This is a genomic window from Streptomyces sp. NPDC030840 (assembly GCF_055572015.1).
Window position 1 is genome coordinate 99,329 of record NZ_JBVIEE010000009.1, and the last position, 17,411, is coordinate 116,739.

The window sequence follows — 17,411 nt, forward strand, 5'->3', positions numbered from 1 at the left end:
GCGCAAGCGTTCTGGTCAGCGAGCCCCGCAACCTTTCGAGGTGCGGGGCTCGTCCCATATCTGGCATACGTACGAGTGTCAGTGCTCTGCGCTAGCGTGCGAAGCACAGGAATCTCATGGGGGGTTGGGACGAATGACCAGCACGACCGTGCGCCGGATGGCTCTTTCGATCGCTGTGGTGACCGCGCTGGCGGGGGCGGCCGCCTGCACGTCCGCGGAGTCCTCGGGCGGCTCCGGCAAGGACGACAAGGCGGGCCGCAAGGGCGGGGCGGCCGTCAGTCCCCTCGCGGCCCTGCGTCTGGCGGAGAAGTCCACCAGCAGCGCCGACTCCGCGCGGGTGACGTCCACGACCACGATGGGCACCATGATGTCCATGGAGGCCGAGGGCGCCCTCGACTGGTCCGACGGCTACACCGGCACGATGACCATCGAGTACACCGGCGGAACGATGGCCGACCAGATGCGCCAGATGGGCGCCACCAAGATGGAGGCCCGCTACCTGCCCGACGCCTACTACGCGCAGATGGGCGACACGTTCGCCGAGCAGGCGGGCGGCAAGCACTGGATCAAGTACGACTACGACGCCCTGGCGGAAGCGGCCGGCGGCTCGGGCGCGTACATGAAGGACCAGATGCAGAACACCACGCCGAACCAGTCGGTGAAGCTGCTGCTCGCCTCCGGCGACGTGAAGAAGGTCGGCGAGGAGACCGTGCGCGGTGAGAAGACCACGCACTACTCGGGCACGGTCGAGGTCGCGGACCTCGCCGAGAAGAACTCTGGCCTGACCGAGAGCCAGCTGGACGACCTGAAGAAGCAGCTGCAGCAGGCCGGGATCACCACCGAGACCATCGACATCTGGGTCAACGACAGGGATCTGCTGGTCAAGAAGGTCGAGAAGGGCGAGATGACGTCCGGCACGATGTCGCAGACGGCGTATTACAGCGACTATGGCGTGAAAGTCGCCACGGAGGTGCCTCCGGCGGGGGACACGGTGGACTTCACAAAGCTGATACAGAGCCAGCCGGCGGCCTGAAATCCGTGGGGGCGCACGACCGGCGCGGGGTAAGGTCGCCTCCTGATCACAGGCTCCGCACAGGAGTCATACGTTCCTGGGGGGACTCATGAGGTATTCCGCGCGTGGCACCGTCCGCCGCACCACGGCCGGCGCCGTCGGCGCAGCGGCACTGCTCGGCGGTGCTGTGGCGTGCGGGGGCGGGGAGAGTGGCGGTGCGGCCACGAAGCGTTCAGCCGCGCAGGTCATCACCGCAGCGTACGAGAAGACGGCGGAGGCCAAGTCCGCCAAGATCAGCATGACCCTGTCGATGCCGGACTCCATGAAGGGCGGCGGCGACATGAAGATGTCCGGGGTCATGGGCTGGGACCCGACCGTCATGGATGTGACGATGGAGGGCTCCGCGCTCGCGGCGGAACCGGCCGCCCCGGACCGCATACGCATGATCTGGCGCGACAACGTCATGTACATGGACATGGGTGCGGCCGCCGCCAAGGACATGGACGGCAAGCGCTGGATGAAGATGGACCTGGAGGCCGCGGCGAAGGCCTCCGGGGACGAGAAGGCCATGGAGCAGATGACCTCCGGCCTGGAGAACATGAACCAGGACCCGGCGCAGCAGCTGGCGATGCTCCTCGACTCGCCCAACCTCAAGCACGTGGGCAGCGAGAAGATCGACGGCGAGGAGACCCAGCACTACAAGGGCACACTGAGTGTCAAGGAGATGCTGGACTCGAACGAGGGGCTGGACGTCCTCGACGCCAAGGAGCGGAAGCAGCTCCTGGACGGCATCGACAAGGCGGGCATCAAGGGCTACGACACCGAGGTCTGGGTCAACGAGGACGACCTGCCGGTGCGGATGGACGTGGGCATCGACAGCCCCGAGGGTGCCGTCGAAATCACCATGACCATGTCGGACTACGGTGCGAAGGCGGACGTCGAGGTCCCGCCCGCTGCTGACACCTTCGACCTCTTCGAGATGCTCAAGGGCCTGGGCGAGGGCGGCCTCGGGGAGGAAGCCGCCTCGGGTGAGGGCACCGTGGACGACAGCACGGTGGACGAGGAGCTCAAGGAGCTGGAAGAGCTCGAGAAGGAGCTGAAGGAGCTCGAGGCGAACTCGGGCGCCTGACACCTGAGGCCCCAGGGCGGTCGGCCGGACGGCCCTGGGGCAGTCCCGGCCCTGGACCCCGAGCGGATTTGCTTGACAGCGATCCGGTCCCGTACCCTTCCGGGGAAGCCAAAGACCGCTGGTCGTTGCCGTGCACTCGTGAGAGGGCCCGGTGGCCGAAGGATCCGCTGAACTGCGGACGACCCGCGTAGGTGACTGTGGAAGTGCTCCTGGGCCGGTTCCGTTCTCCGATGGAATTCGTCCGGTCGAGCTACGCCCTGTGCGCCTGCGCCAGGGCGTTTCGTTTGTCCCAGCCCCTTCCGAGCGGTCCTCATCACCCGGAAGGAGGCCGAGGCTCATGGCGACGCCCGACAAGGTCGCAGCCGTGGAGGAGATTACGGAGAAGCTCCGTGGCTCCAACGCCGCTGTTGTGACGTCCTACACCGGGCTGAGCGTGGCGCAGCTCAAGCAGTTGCGCCGTTCTCTCGGCGAGAACGCTCAGTACCGAGTGGTGAAGAACACGCTGACCAAGATCGCGGCCCAGGAGGCCGGGATCTCCGTGCTGGACGAGCACCTCAGTGGCTCGACGGCCGTCGCCTTCGTGACCGGTGACCCGGTCGAGGCGGCGAAGGGTCTGCGTGACTTCGCCAAGGAGAACCCCGCTCTCGTCATCAAGGGCGGTGTCCTTGACGGTAAGGCGCTGTCCGCCGACGAGATCAAGAAGCTTGCGGACCTCGAGTCCCGCGAGGTTCTGCTGTCCAAGCTGGCCGGTGCTCTGAAGGGCAAGCAGTCCCAGGCTGCCTCTGTCTTCCAGGCGCTGCCGTCGAAGCTCGTCCGCACCGTGGACGCGCTGCGCGCCAAGCAGGACGAGCAGGGCGGTGCCGAGTAATTCGGCTCGCAACATGACCGCCGCCTGACGCGACGGTCGTAGCGGGCCGAACGTCTACGCAGTAACGCCGCAAGGCGCACGCCCGCCAGACATGTACATCCGGCACCAGCCGATTTAGTGGAAGGATCGCCCGTCATGGCGAAGCTCAGCCAGGAAGACCTGCTCGCGCAGTTCGAGGAGATGACCCTCATCGAGCTCTCCGAGTTCGTGAAGGCGTTCGAGGAGAAGTTCGACGTCACCGCCGCCGCTGCCGCGCCGGTCATGGTCGCCGGTGGTGCCGCTGGTGGCGCCGCCGCCGAGGCCGTCGAGGAGAAGGACGAGTTCGACGTCATCCTCACCGGCGCCGGCGACAAGAAGATCCAGGTCATTAAGGTCGTGCGTGAGCTGACCTCCCTGGGTCTGAAGGAGGCCAAGGACCTCGTCGACGGCACCCCGAAGCCGGTCCTCGAGAAGGTCAACAAGGAGGCCGCGGACAAGGCTGCCGAGTCCCTCAAGGCCGCCGGCGCCTCCGTCGAGGTCAAGTAAGACCTTCGCGGGTCCGCACGGACTCTCGTGCGCGGCGCAGCTCTCTCCGTAGGGCTGTAACGCAAACGCACTGAAGGGCGATCATCCAAGTGGGTGGTCGCCCTTCGGCGTTTCCTGACGTTGTCGGACGGCTGCCTTGCACTGTGGGTTCCGACGAGTATGGTGATCTTCGTTGTGCCTCCGGGCACCCCCGGTGACCCGCTGCGAGTGACGATCGCAGCACCTGGCTCGGGCTTGGGGGGCCTTGACGAACCGCACGCAGCGCGCAATTCTCAGGACGCGTCGTCACAACGATCCGCAATCCGAGGCATGGATCGACGGCGGAGAGGGAAGTATCGGTGTGCATCGAGGGCGTGGCTTGCCGCAGGTGTTGACGAACAACGAGGGTTTCCGAGGGTCCGCAAACCCGCACTGGACATCAGTGAGCCAAGTGGCTACACTGACCCTTTGCGCTGCCTGTTAGCTGCTTCCTGCCCGTCACCAGGAACATGCCCTCGCTCGAGCACCGACGATAGAACTGTCTCCGACCTGGGACATCTATCTCTGTGCCCGCTCGAGGGGCCGGTACGCGCGTAGTGAGTCCGAGCCCTCGGAAGGACCCCCTCTTGGCCGCCTCGCGCACTGCCTCGACCGCGAATACGAACAACGGCGCCAGCACCGCCCCGCTGCGCATCTCTTTTGCAAAGATCAAGGAGCCTCTCGAGGTTCCCAACCTGCTCGCGCTGCAGACCGAGAGCTTTGACTGGCTGCTCGGGAACACCGCCTGGCAGAGTCGGGTCGAGGAGGCTCTGGAGTCCGGTCAGGACGTCCCCACCAAGTCCGGTCTCGAGGAGATCTTCGAGGAGATCTCCCCGATCGAGGACTTCTCCGGGTCGATGTCGCTGACGTTCCGCGACCACCGCTTCGAGCCGCCGAAGAACAGCATCGACGAGTGCAAGGAGCGCGACTTCACCTACGCCGCGCCCCTCTTCGTCACGGCCGAGTTCACCAACAACGAGACCGGCGAGATCAAGTCCCAGACGGTCTTCATGGGCGACTTCCCGCTCATGACGAACAAGGGCACCTTCGTCATCAACGGCACCGAGCGTGTCGTGGTCTCGCAGCTGGTCCGTTCGCCGGGTGTCTACTTCGACTCCTCGATCGACAAGACGTCCGACAAGGACATCTTCTCCGCCAAGGTGATCCCGTCCCGGGGTGCCTGGCTGGAGATGGAGATCGACAAGCGCGACATGGTCGGTGTCCGCATCGACCGCAAGCGCAAGCAGTCCGTCACCGTCCTGCTCAAGGCTCTCGGTTGGACCACCGAGCAGATCCTCGAGGAGTTCGGCGAGTACGAGTCCATGCGCGCCACCCTGGAGAAGGACCACACCCAGGGCCAGGACGACGCGCTGCTCGACATCTACCGCAAGCTGCGCCCGGGCGAGCCGCCGACCCGTGAGGCCGCGCAGACGCTGCTGGAGAACCTCTACTTCAACCCCAAGCGTTACGACCTGGCGAAGGTCGGCCGCTACAAGGTGAACAAGAAGCTCGGTGCGAACGAGCCGCTGGACGCCGGCGTGCTCACCACCGACGACATCATCGCCACCATCAAGTACCTGGTGAAGCTGCACGCCGGTGAGACGGAGACGATCGCCGAGTCGGGGCGCGAGATCATCGTCGAGACCGACGACATCGACCACTTCGGCAACCGTCGTATCCGCAACGTCGGAGAGCTGATCCAGAACCAGGTCCGTACGGGTCTCGCCCGTATGGAGCGCGTCGTGCGCGAGCGCATGACCACCCAGGACGTCGAGGCGATCACGCCGCAGACCCTGATCAACATCCGGCCGGTCGTCGCCTCCATCAAGGAGTTCTTCGGCACCAGCCAGCTGTCCCAGTTCATGGACCAGAACAACCCGCTGTCGGGCCTGACGCACAAGCGTCGTCTCAACGCCCTCGGCCCGGGTGGTCTCTCCCGTGAGCGGGCCGGCTTCGAGGTCCGTGACGTGCACCCCTCGCACTACGGCCGCATGTGCCCGATCGAGACGCCGGAAGGACCGAACATCGGTCTGATCGGTTCGCTCGCCTCGTACGGCCGCATCAACGCGTTCGGCTTCATCGAGACGCCGTACCGCAAGGTCGTCGACGGGCAGGTCACCGACGAGGTCGACTACCTCACGGCCGACGAAGAGGACCGGTTCGTCATCGCGCAGGCCAACGCCACGCTGAACGACGAGTTCCGCTTCGCCGAGGCGCGTGTCCTGGTGCGCCGCCGTGGCGGTGAGGTCGACTACGTCAGCCCCGAGGACGTCGACTACATGGACGTCTCGCCGCGCCAGATGGTGTCGGTCGCGACCGCCATGATCCCGTTCCTCGAGCACGACGACGCCAACCGTGCCCTCATGGGCGCGAACATGATGCGCCAGGCCGTGCCGCTCATCAAGTCCGAGTCCCCGCTCGTCGGCACCGGCATGGAGTACCGCTCCGCCGTCGACGCCGGCGACGTGGTCAAGGCCGAGAAGGCGGGTGTGGTCCAGGAGGTCTCCGCGGACTACATCACCACCGCCAACGACGACGGCACGTACATCACGTACCGCCTCGCCAAGTTCGCCCGCTCCAACCAGGGCACCTCGGTCAACCAGAAGGTCATCGTCAACGAGGGCGACCGGATCATCGAGGGCCAGGTCCTCGCCGACGGTCCGGCCACCCAGAACGGCGAGATGGCGCTCGGCAAGAACCTGCTCGTGGCGTTCATGCCGTGGGAGGGTCACAACTACGAGGACGCGATCATCCTGTCGCAGCGCCTCGTGCAGGACGACGTCCTCTCCTCGATCCACATCGAGGAGCACGAGGTCGACGCCCGTGACACCAAGCTCGGCCCCGAGGAGATCACCCGGGACATCCCGAACGTCTCCGAGGAGGTCCTCGCCGACCTCGACGAGCGCGGCATCATCCGTATCGGTGCCGAGGTCATCGCCGGTGACATCCTCGTCGGCAAGGTCACGCCCAAGGGTGAGACCGAGCTGACGCCCGAGGAGCGGCTGCTGCGCGCGATCTTCGGTGAGAAGGCCCGTGAGGTCCGTGACACCTCGCTGAAGGTGCCGCACGGCGAGACCGGCAAGGTCATCGGCGTCCGCGTCTTCGACCGCGAGGAGGGCGACGAGCTTCCCCCCGGTGTGAACCAGCTGGTGCGCGTGTACGTGGCGCAGAAGCGCAAGATCACCGACGGTGACAAGCTCGCCGGCCGGCACGGCAACAAGGGTGTCATCTCCAAGATCCTGCCGATCGAGGACATGCCGTTCCTGGAGGACGGCACCCCGGTCGACATCATCCTCAACCCGCTCGGTGTCCCGTCCCGAATGAACCCGGGACAGGTGCTGGAGATCCACCTCGGCTGGCTCGCCAGCCGTGGCTGGGACGTCTCCGGTCTCGCCGACGAGTGGGCACAGCGCCTGCAGGCCATCGGTGCCGACAGCGTCGCCCCCGGCACCAACGTCGCCACCCCCGTCTTCGACGGTGCGCGTGAGGACGAGCTCGCGGGTCTGCTGCAGCACACCATTCCGAACCGCGACGGCGAGCGCATGGTGCTCCCGTCCGGCAAGGCGCGGCTGTTCGACGGCCGTAGCGGTGAGCCGTTCCCGGACCCGATCTCGGTCGGGTACATGTACATCCTCAAGCTGCACCACCTGGTCGACGACAAGCTGCACGCCCGCTCGACCGGTCCGTACTCGATGATCACCCAGCAGCCGCTGGGTGGTAAGGCCCAGTTCGGTGGCCAGCGCTTCGGTGAGATGGAGGTGTGGGCGCTGGAGGCATACGGTGCCGCGTACGCCCTCCAGGAGCTGCTGACCATCAAGTCCGACGACGTCACCGGCCGCGTGAAGGTCTACGAGGCCATCGTCAAGGGCGAGAACATCCCCGAACCCGGCATCCCCGAGTCCTTCAAGGTGCTCATCAAGGAGATGCAGTCCCTGTGCCTGAACGTGGAGGTGCTGTCCAGCGACGGTATGTCCATCGAGATGCGTGACACCGACGAGGACGTCTTCCGCGCTGCGGAGGAGCTCGGCATCGACCTGTCCCGGCGCGAGCCGAGCAGCGTCGAAGAGGTCTGACGGGAACTCGGCGGGCCTTGAGCGATCAAGGCCCGCCGGCCCCGGGACCCCCGTTTCAGACCCCAAGACTTACAACCCTGAGAGGGATTGACGCATAGTGCTCGACGTCAACTTCTTCGACGAGCTCCGGATCGGCCTGGCCACCGCTGACGACATCCGTCAGTGGAGCCACGGCGAGGTCAAGAAGCCCGAGACCATCAACTACCGCACCCTCAAGCCCGAAAAGGACGGACTCTTCTGCGAGAAGATCTTCGGTCCGACCCGGGACTGGGAGTGCTACTGCGGCAAGTACAAGCGTGTCCGCTTCAAGGGCATCATCTGCGAGCGCTGTGGCGTCGAGGTCACGCGCGCCAAGGTGCGCCGTGAGCGGATGGGCCACATCGAGCTGGCCGCTCCCGTCACGCACATCTGGTACTTCAAGGGTGTCCCGAGCCGCCTGGGCTACCTGCTCGACCTGGCTCCCAAGGACCTCGAGAAGGTCATCTACTTCGCGGCATACATGATCACGTACGTCGACGAGGAGCGCCGTACGCGCGACCTGCCCTCCCTGGAGGCCCACGTCTCCGTCGAGCGGCAGCAGATCGAGAACCGCCGGGACGCCGACCTGGAGGCCCGCGCCAAGAAGCTCGAGACCGACCTGGCCGAGCTGGAGGCCGAGGGCGCCAAGGCCGACGTGCGCCGCAAGGTGCGCGAGGGTGCCGAGCGCGAGATGAAGCAGCTGCGTGACCGTGCGCAGCGCGAGATCGACCGTCTCGACGAGGTGTGGACCCGGTTCAAGAACCTCAAGGTCCAGGACCTGGAGGGCGACGAGCTCCTCTACCGCGAGCTGCGTGACCGCTTCGGCACGTACTTCGACGGCTCGATGGGTGCCGCGGCGCTGCAGAAGCGCCTGGAGTCCTTCGACCTGGACGAGGAGGCCGAGCGCCTCCGCGAGATCATCCGTACCGGCAAGGGGCAGAAGAAGACCCGTGCGCTCAAGCGCCTGAAGGTCGTCTCCGCGTTCCTGCAGACGTCCAACAGCCCCAAGGGCATGGTGCTCGACTGCGTGCCGGTCATCCCGCCGGACCTTCGCCCGATGGTGCAGCTGGACGGTGGCCGCTTCGCGACCTCCGACCTCAACGACCTGTACCGCCGTGTGATCAACCGCAACAACCGTCTGAAGAGGCTGCTCGACCTCGGCGCGCCCGAGATCATCGTCAACAACGAGAAGCGCATGCTTCAGGAGGCTGTTGACGCCCTCTTCGACAACGGTCGTCGCGGCCGCCCGGTGACCGGTCCCGGTAACCGCCCGCTGAAGTCCCTCAGCGACATGCTGAAGGGTAAGCAGGGCCGCTTCCGTCAGAACCTGCTCGGCAAGCGTGTGGACTACTCCGCGCGTTCCGTGATCGTCGTCGGTCCGCAGCTGAAGCTGCACCAGTGCGGTCTGCCGAAGGCGATGGCGCTGGAGCTGTTCAAGCCGTTCGTGATGAAGCGCCTGGTCGACCTGAACCACGCGCAGAACATCAAGTCGGCGAAGCGCATGGTCGAGCGCGGCCGCACGGTCGTGTACGACGTGCTGGAAGAGGTCATCGCGGAGCACCCGGTTCTGCTGAACCGTGCGCCCACGCTGCACCGCCTCGGCATCCAGGCCTTCGAGCCGCAGCTGGTCGAGGGCAAGGCCATCCAGATCCACCCGCTCGTCTGCACCGCGTTCAACGCGGACTTCGACGGTGACCAGATGGCCGTGCACCTGCCGCTGTCCGCGGAGGCGCAGGCCGAGGCCCGCATCCTGATGCTGTCCTCGAACAACATCCTCAAGCCCGCTGACGGCCGTCCGGTGACGATGCCGACCCAGGACATGGTCCTCGGTCTGTTCTTCCTCACCACCGACGGCGAGATGCGGGAGGTCAAGGGCGAGGAGCGCTCCTTCTCGTCGGTGGCCGAGGCGATCATGGCGTTCGACGCCGGCGAGCTCTCGCTGCAGTCGAAGGTGGACATCCGCTTCCCGGTGGGCACCATCCCGCCGCGCGGCTGGACCCCGCCGGCTCAGGAGGAGGGCGAGCCCGAGTGGCAGCAGGGTGACAGCTTCCGGCTGACCACCACGCTGGGCCGCGCGCTCTTCAACGAGCTGCTGCCCGAGGACTACCCGTTCGTCGACTACGAGGTCGGCAAGAAGCAGCTCTCCGAGATCGTCAACGACCTCGCCGAGCGCTACCCCAAGGTCATCGTGGCGGCGACGCTCGACAACCTGAAGGCGGCCGGCTTCTACTGGGCGACCCGTTCCGGCGTCACCGTGGCCATCTCCGACGTCGTCGTTCCCGAGGCGAAGAAGGAGATCGTCCGCGGGTACGAGGCGCAGGACGAGAAGGTCCAGAAGCAGTACGAGCGCGGTCTGATCACCAAGGACGAGCGCACGCAGGAGCTCATCGCGATCTGGACCAAGGCGACCAACGAGGTCGCCGAGGCGATGAACGACAACTTCCCGAAGACCAACCCGATCTTCATGATGGTGAACTCGGGTGCACGAGGCAACATGATGCAGATGCGTCAGATCGCCGGTATGCGTGGTCTGGTGTCGAACGCGAAGAACGAGACGATCCCGCGGCCCATCAAGGCGTCGTTCCGTGAGGGCCTCTCCGTGCTGGAGTACTTCATCTCCACGCACGGTGCCCGTAAGGGTCTGGCGGACACCGCTCTGCGTACCGCCGACTCGGGTTACCTCACCCGTCGTCTGGTCGACGTCTCCCAGGACGTCATCATTCGCGAGGAGGACTGCGGTACCGAGCGCGGTCTGAAGCTGAAGATCGCCCACCGCGGCGCCGACGGTGTGCTGCGCAAGGCCGACGACGTCGAGACCAGCGTCTACGCCCGCATGCTCGCCGAGGACGTCGTCATCGACGGCAAGGTGATCGCGCCGGCCAACGTGGACCTGGGCGACGTGCTCATCGACCAGCTGGTGCACCACGGTGTCGAGGAGGTCAAGACCCGCTCGATCCTGACCTGCGAGTCCCACGTCGGCACCTGCGCCATGTGCTACGGCCGCTCGCTGGCCACCGGCAAGCTGGTCGACATCGGTGAGGCGGTCGGCATCATCGCCGCCCAGTCCATCGGTGAGCCCGGTACCCAGCTGACGATGCGTACCTTCCACACCGGTGGTGTGGCCGGTGACGACATCACCCAGGGTCTGCCCCGTGTCGTCGAGCTCTTCGAGGCCCGTACCCCGAAGGGTGTCGCCCCGATCTCCGAGGCCTCCGGCCGCGTGCGGATCGAGGAGACCGAGAAGACCAAGAAGATCGTCGTCACCCCGGACGACGGCAGCGACGAGACGGCGTACCCGATCTCGAAGCGTGCCAAGGTCCTGGTCCGTGAGGGCGACCACGTCGAGGTCGGCCAGCAGCTCACCGTGGGTGCCACCAACCCGCACGACGTGCTGCGCATCCTGGGCCAGCGTGCCGTCCAGGTCCACCTGGTCGGCGAGGTCCAGAAGGTCTACAACTCGCAGGGTGTGTCGATCCACGACAAGCACATCGAGATCATCATCCGGCAGATGCTGCGCCGTGTGACGATCATCGAGTCGGGCGACGCCGAGCTGCTGCCCGGTGAGCTCGTGGAGCGCTCGAAGTTCGAGACCGAGAACCGTCGTGTGGTCCAGGAGGGCGGTCACCCGGCCTCCGGCCGTCCGCAGCTGATGGGTATCACCAAGGCCTCGCTGGCGACCGAGTCGTGGCTGTCGGCGGCGTCCTTCCAGGAGACGACCAGGGTCCTCACGGACGCGGCGATCAACGCCAAGTCCGACTCCCTGATCGGCCTCAAGGAGAACGTCATCATCGGTAAGCTCATCCCGGCCGGTACGGGTCTGTCCCGCTACCGCAACATCCGGGTCGAGCCGACCGAGGAGGCCAAGGCCGCGATGTACTCGGCCGTGGGCTACGACGACATCGACTACTCGCCGTTCGGCACGGGCTCCGGCCAGGCCGTGCCGCTGGAGGACTACGACTACGGTCCGTACAACCAGTAAGCGAGTCGCCTGAGCCGTGGGCGGCCATCCTCCGGGGTGGCCGCCCTTCGGCGTTCTCCGGCCCCGGCGCGTGGGGAGACCGGCTCTGCTCCCCCTCTCACGCTCGCCTGCGGGGCGCACAGCCATGGCCCGTACGCGGACGAGGCGCGACCCTGGCTCGGGGCTCGGGGCTCGGGGCTCGGGGCTCGGGGCTCGGGGCTCGGGGCTCGGCTGGCTTGGCGCTCGCCTTGGCCGGCTCGCGCTCGGCTCTCGGCGCACTCGGCTCTCGGCCCACTCGGCTCTCGGCCCACTCGGCTCTCGGCGCACTCGCCTCTCGGCGCAACTCGCCTCTCGGCCGGCTCGGCGCTCGGTCGGCTCCGGGCTTGGCTCTCGACCGGTTCGCCTCTTGGTCGGCTCGGCGCTCGCCTCGGCCGGCTTGCGCTCGCCTGGGCCGGCTTGCGCTCGCCTCTCGGTCGGTCGGCGGCTCGGTGCTCGGCCGGCTCGCGCTCGCCTCTCGGTCGGCCTGGCTCTCGGTCGGCCTGGCTCTCGGTCGGCCTGGCTCTCGGTCGGCCTGGCTCTCGGCCGGCTCGGCGGTCGGTCGGCTCCTGGCTCGGTGCTCGGCCGGCTCGCGCTCGGCTCTCGGCGCACTCGCCTCTCGGTCGGCTCGGCGGTCGGTCGGCTCCGGGCTCGGTGCTCGGTCGGCTCGGGACTCGGCCGGTTCGGCGCTCGCCTCGGTCGGCTCGGCTTTCGGGCCCGGCCTGGCTCGGTGCTCGCCTCCTGGCCCGCTCGGCGGTCTACCGCTCCGTCGGCCCGTCGAAAACGCTCTCTGGCGCCGCGCAGAGGGAGTTCGCCGGTTCCGGGCTTCCTCTCCGCCCTGCTCCCGGCAGCGGGCCTCCAGCGGTCACGGAGCGCCCTGTGGGCCGACGGCCGACGGTTGACGGCCGACCGCGACAGCGGACATCCGCACCGAGCACGGGGGGCAGAGCCCCCTTTTGACCCGCCGCGCACCCGCTTAAACCTCCGGCCTGTCATGCGCTCCCCATTTGTTTTGACCGGAGTCCGTACGCTAGGTACGCTCAGACCTTGTGCCTGGGGTGTGCCCTGGCTCTCGTGCGTGCCTTCAGACCGCGAGGGGAGCCGTAAGCGGCCACCGTAATCTGCGCCCTTTCTGCCTTGCGGTGGGAGTCTGCCGGATTCGACACACCCGACCGCGTGGGTCGGTGACGTTCCAGGTTAGCTGTACCCATCGGCACACAGAAACCGGAGAAGTAGTGCCTACGATCCAGCAGCTGGTCCGCAAGGGCCGGCAGGACAAGGTCGAGAAGAACAAGACGCCCGCACTCGAGGGTTCCCCTCAGCGTCGGGGCGTCTGCACGCGTGTGTTCACGACCACCCCGAAGAAGCCGAACTCGGCCCTGCGTAAGGTCGCGCGTGTGCGTCTGACCAGCGGGATCGAGGTCACTGCTTACATTCCGGGTGAGGGTCACAACCTGCAGGAGCACTCCATCGTGCTCGTGCGTGGTGGCCGTGTGAAGGACCTGCCGGGTGTTCGCTACAAGATCATCCGCGGTTCCCTCGACACCCAGGGTGTCAAGAACCGCAAGCAGGCCCGCAGCCGTTACGGCGCCAAGAAGGAGAAGTAAGAATGCCTCGTAAGGGCCCCGCCCCGAAGCGCCCGGTCATCATCGACCCGGTCTACGGTTCTCCTCTGGTCACCTCGCTCATCAACAAGGTGCTGCTGAACGGCAAGCGCTCCACCGCCGAGCGCATCGTCTACGGCGCCATGGAGGGCCTGCGCACGAAGACCGGCAACGACCCGGTCATCACGCTGAAGCGCGCTCTCGAGAACATCAAGCCGACCCTCGAGGTCAAGTCCCGCCGCGTCGGTGGCGCCACCTACCAGGTGCCGGTCGAGGTCAAGCCCGGCCGTGCCAACACCCTGGCGCTGCGCTGGCTCGTGGGCTACTCCCGCGCCCGTCGCGAGAAGACCATGACCGAGCGTCTGCTCAACGAGCTCCTCGACGCCTCCAACGGCCTCGGTGCCGCGGTGAAGAAGCGCGAGGACACGCACAAGATGGCCGAGTCCAACAAGGCCTTCGCGCACTACCGCTGGTAGTCGCTACCCACATCGAGACCGAGAGAAGACTGAAGCCTTATGGCTACCACTTCACTTGACCTGGCCAAGGTCCGCAATATCGGGATCATGGCCCACATCGACGCGGGCAAGACGACCACCACCGAGCGGATCCTGTTCTACACCGGTGTGTCTTACAAGATCGGTGAGGTCCACGACGGCGCTGCCACCATGGACTGGATGGAGCAGGAGCAGGAGCGTGGCATCACGATCACCTCTGCTGCCACCACCTGCCACTGGCCGCTGGAAGACGTCGACCACACCATCAACATCATCGACACGCCGGGCCACGTCGACTTCACCGTCGAGGTGGAGCGCTCCCTGCGTGTGCTCGACGGTGCCGTGACGGTGTTCGACGGCGTCGCCGGCGTCGAGCCCCAGTCCGAGACGGTGTGGCGTCAGGCGGACCGCTACCGCGTTCCGCGTATCTGCTTCGTCAACAAGCTGGACCGCACGGGCGCCGAGTTCCACCGCTGCGTCGACATGATCAGCGACCGCCTGGGTGCCCAGCCGCTCGTCATGCAGCTCCCGATCGGTGCCGAGGCCGACTTCAAGGGCGTCGTGGACCTGGTCCGCATGAAGGCGCTCGTCTGGTCCGCCGAGGCCACCAAGGGCGAGATGTACGACACCGTCGACATCCCGGCCACGCACGCCGAGGCGGCCGAGGAGTGGCGCGGCAAGCTGCTCGAGGCCGTCGCGGAGAACGACGAGGAGATCATGGAGCTGTACCTGGAGGGCGAGGAGCCCTCCGAGGAGCAGCTGTACGCGGCCATCCGCCGCATCACGATCGCCTCCGGCAAGTCCAGCGACACCACGGTCACCCCGGTGTTCTGTGGTACCGCGTTCAAGAACAAGGGTGTTCAGCCCCTGCTCGACGCGGTGGTCCGCTACCTGCCCTCCCCGCTCGACATCGAGGCCATCGAGGGCCACGCGGTGAGCGACCCCGAAGAGGTCGTGAAGCGCAAGCCGTCCGAGGACGAGCCGCTGTCGGCGCTGGCGTTCAAGATCATGAGCGACCCGCACCTCGGCAAGCTCACCTTCGTCCGCGTGTACTCCGGCCGTCTGGAGTCCGGCACCCAGGTGCTGAACTCCGTCAAGGGCAAGAAGGAGCGCATCGGCAAGATCTACCGCATGCACGCGAACAAGCGTGAGGAGATCGCGTCGGTGGGCGCCGGCGACATCATCGCCGTCATGGGTCTGAAGCAGACCACGACCGGTGAGACGCTGTGCGACGACAAGCAGCCGGTGATCCTGGAGTCCATGGACTTCCCGGCGCCGGTCATCCAGGTCGCCATCGAGCCCAAGTCGAAGGGCGACCAGGAGAAGCTGGGTGTCGCGATCCAGCGCCTGGCCGAGGAGGACCCGTCCTTCCAGGTCCACTCGGACGAGGAGACCGGCCAGACCATCATCGGCGGTATGGGCGAGCTGCACCTCGAGGTGCTGGTCGACCGTATGCGCCGTGAGTTCAAGGTCGAGGCCAACGTCGGCAAGCCGCAGGTCGCCTACCGCGAGACGATCCGCAAGCCCGTCGAGCGCGTCGACTTCACGCACAAGAAGCAGACTGGTGGTACCGGCCAGTTCGCCAAGGTGCAGATCGGCATCGAGCCGCTCGAGGGCGGCGACGCGTCGTACGAGTTCGTGAACAAGGTGACCGGTGGTCGTATCCCGAAGGAGTACATCCCTTCGGTCGACGCCGGCTGCCAGGAGGCCATGCAGTTCGGCATCCTCGCGGGCTACGAGATGACCGGCGTGCGCGTCATCCTGCACGACGGTGCCTACCACGAGGTCGACTCCTCCGAGCTGGCGTTCAAGATCGCCGGTTCGCAGGCCTTCAAGGAGGCCGCGCGCAAGGCCAGCCCTGTGCTGCTCGAGCCGATGATGGCCGTCGAGGTCACCACGCCCGAGGACTACATGGGTGAGGTCATCGGCGACATCAACTCCCGCCGTGGCCAGATCCAGGCCATGGAGGAGCGGGCCGGTGCCCGCGTCGTGAAGGGCCTCGTGCCCCTCTCGGAGATGTTCGGCTACGTCGGCGACCTGCGCAGCAAGACGTCCGGCCGCGCCAGCTACTCCATGCAGTTCGACTCCTACGCCGAGGTTCCGCGGAACGTCGCCGAGGAGATCATCGCGAAGGCCAAGGGCGAGTAACGCACCGCGTTCTCACGCCGTAGGCTTGACTCCGGAGCCTTGAGGGGCATTCACCCGCATTCGTGGGGGGATGCCCCGGGGCCCGGGCTTTCCAGCAAAGATCACCTGGCGCCGATGAAGCAAGGCGTTCAGAACCACTCCACAGGAGGACCCCAGTGGCGAAGGCGAAGTTCGAGCGGACTAAGCCGCACGTCAACATCGGCACCATCGGTCACATCGACCACGGTAAGACGACCCTCACGGCCGCCATTACCAAGGTGCTGCACGACGCGTTCCCGGACCTGAACGAGGCCTCGGCGTTCGACCAGATCGACAAGGCTCCTGAGGAGCGCCAGCGCGGTATCACCATCTCCATCGCGCACGTCGAGTACCAGACGGAGACCCGTCACTACGCCCACGTCGACTGCCCCGGTCACGCGGACTACATCAAGAACATGATCACCGGTGCTGCCCAGATGGACGGCGCCATCCTCGTGGTCGCCGCCACCGACGGCCCGATGCCGCAGACCAAGGAGCACGTGCTCCTGGCCCGCCAGGTCGGCGTTCCGTACATCGTCGTCGCCCTGAACAAGGCCGACATGGTGGACGACGAGGAGATCCTGGAGCTCGTCGAGCTCGAGGTCCGCGAGCTGCTCTCCGAGTACGAGTTCCCGGGCGACGACGTTCCGGTCGTCAAGGTCTCGGCGCTCAAGGCGCTCGAGGGCGACAAGGAGTGGGGCAACTCCGTCCTCGAGCTCATGAAGGCCGTGGACGAGTCCATCCCGGAGCCCGAGCGTGACGTCGACAAGCCGTTCCTGATGCCGATCGAGGACGTCTTCACGATCACCGGTCGCGGTACGGTCGTCACCGGCCGTATCGAGCGTGGTGTCCTGAAGGTCAACGAGACCGTGGACATCATCGGCATCAAGCCGGAGAAGACCTCCACCACGGTCACCGGCATCGAGATGTTCCGCAAGCTGCTCGACGAGGGCCAGGCCGGTGAGAACGTCGGTCTGCTGCTCCGCGGCATCAAGCGCGAGGACGTCGAGCGCGGCCAGGTCATCATCAAGCCGGGCTCGGTCACCCCGCACACCGAGTTCGAGGCGCAGGCCTACATCCTCTCCAAGGACGAGGGTGGCCGCCACACGCCGTTCTTCAACAACTACCGCCCGCAGTTCTACTTCCGTACGACGGACGTGACCGGCGTCGTGACCCTCCCCGAGGGCACCGAGATGGTCATGCCGGGTGACAACACCGAGATGAAGGTGGAGCTCATCCAGCCCGTCGCCATGGAGGAGGGCCTCAAGTTCGCCATCCGTGAGGGTGGTCGGACCGTGGGCGCCGGCCAGGTCACCAAGATCAACAAGTGAGTTCGCTCGCCTGACGGTCAGTTGACCTGAAAAGGCCCGTACGACTTCGGTCGTACGGGCCTTTTCGCTGTAACGAAACTATTCGACACGGACGACCCGTTGTCCCCACCGTGCACTCCCCTCACCATTTGTCATGCCGCTGAGCAAATACAGCTGAGCAAACACAGCTGATCAGTACC

Annotated in this window: 10 protein-coding genes; all 10 read left to right on the plus strand. The window is 66.4% G+C overall.

Features of this window, described 5'->3' with window-relative positions:
• The first annotated feature begins 133 nt into the window (after window positions 1-133).
• The 10 genes from ACZ49J_RS20965 to tuf all read left to right on the plus strand — a co-directional run bounded on the left by ACZ49J_RS20965 (window position 134) and on the right by tuf (window position 17,232).
• Window positions 134-1,033, plus strand: a complete 900-nt coding sequence (locus ACZ49J_RS20965; protein WP_467449946.1) for an SCO4651 family lipoprotein — start codon at window positions 134-136, stop codon at window positions 1,031-1,033.
• Between the two features lie 88 nt (window positions 1,034-1,121).
• The gene (locus ACZ49J_RS20970) at window positions 1,122-2,141 is read left to right on the plus strand and encodes an SCO4651 family lipoprotein (protein WP_467449947.1); all 1,020 of its coding nucleotides are present in this window, start codon (window positions 1,122-1,124) and stop codon (window positions 2,139-2,141) included.
• Between the two features lie 337 nt (window positions 2,142-2,478).
• Window positions 2,479-3,009, plus strand: coding sequence for a 50S ribosomal protein L10 (rplJ, locus tag ACZ49J_RS20975; protein WP_467449948.1), 531 nt, complete (start codon window positions 2,479-2,481; stop codon window positions 3,007-3,009).
• Window positions 3,010-3,144: 135 nt separating this feature from the next.
• Window positions 3,145-3,534, plus strand: a complete 390-nt coding sequence (gene rplL / locus ACZ49J_RS20980) for a 50S ribosomal protein L7/L12 (protein WP_467449950.1) — start codon at window positions 3,145-3,147, stop codon at window positions 3,532-3,534.
• Window positions 3,535-4,139: 605 nt separating this feature from the next.
• Window positions 4,140-7,625, plus strand: coding sequence for a DNA-directed RNA polymerase subunit beta (rpoB, locus tag ACZ49J_RS20985; RefSeq protein WP_467449951.1), 3,486 nt, complete (start codon window positions 4,140-4,142; stop codon window positions 7,623-7,625).
• Window positions 7,626-7,722: 97 nt separating this feature from the next.
• A complete protein-coding gene (locus ACZ49J_RS20990; protein ID WP_467449954.1) occupies window positions 7,723-11,622 on the plus strand; it encodes a DNA-directed RNA polymerase subunit beta' in 3,900 nt (1,299 codons plus the stop codon).
• Window positions 11,623-12,872: 1,250 nt separating this feature from the next.
• Entirely contained in the window at window positions 12,873-13,244 is a 372-nt protein-coding gene (gene rpsL, locus ACZ49J_RS20995) for a 30S ribosomal protein S12 (RefSeq protein WP_003948652.1), read from the plus strand.
• A 2-nt stretch (window positions 13,245-13,246) separates the two neighbouring features.
• On the plus strand, window positions 13,247-13,717 hold the full coding sequence (gene rpsG / locus ACZ49J_RS21000) for a 30S ribosomal protein S7 (protein WP_467449956.1): 471 nt from the start codon (window positions 13,247-13,249) through the stop codon (window positions 13,715-13,717).
• A gap of 39 nt (window positions 13,718-13,756) precedes the next feature.
• On the plus strand, window positions 13,757-15,883 hold the full coding sequence (gene fusA, locus ACZ49J_RS21005) for an elongation factor G (protein WP_467449957.1): 2,127 nt from the start codon (window positions 13,757-13,759) through the stop codon (window positions 15,881-15,883).
• A gap of 155 nt (window positions 15,884-16,038) precedes the next feature.
• Window positions 16,039-17,232, plus strand: coding sequence for an elongation factor Tu (gene tuf, locus ACZ49J_RS21010; protein ID WP_467449958.1), 1,194 nt, complete (start codon window positions 16,039-16,041; stop codon window positions 17,230-17,232).
• Window positions 17,233-17,411 lie beyond the last annotated feature (179 nt).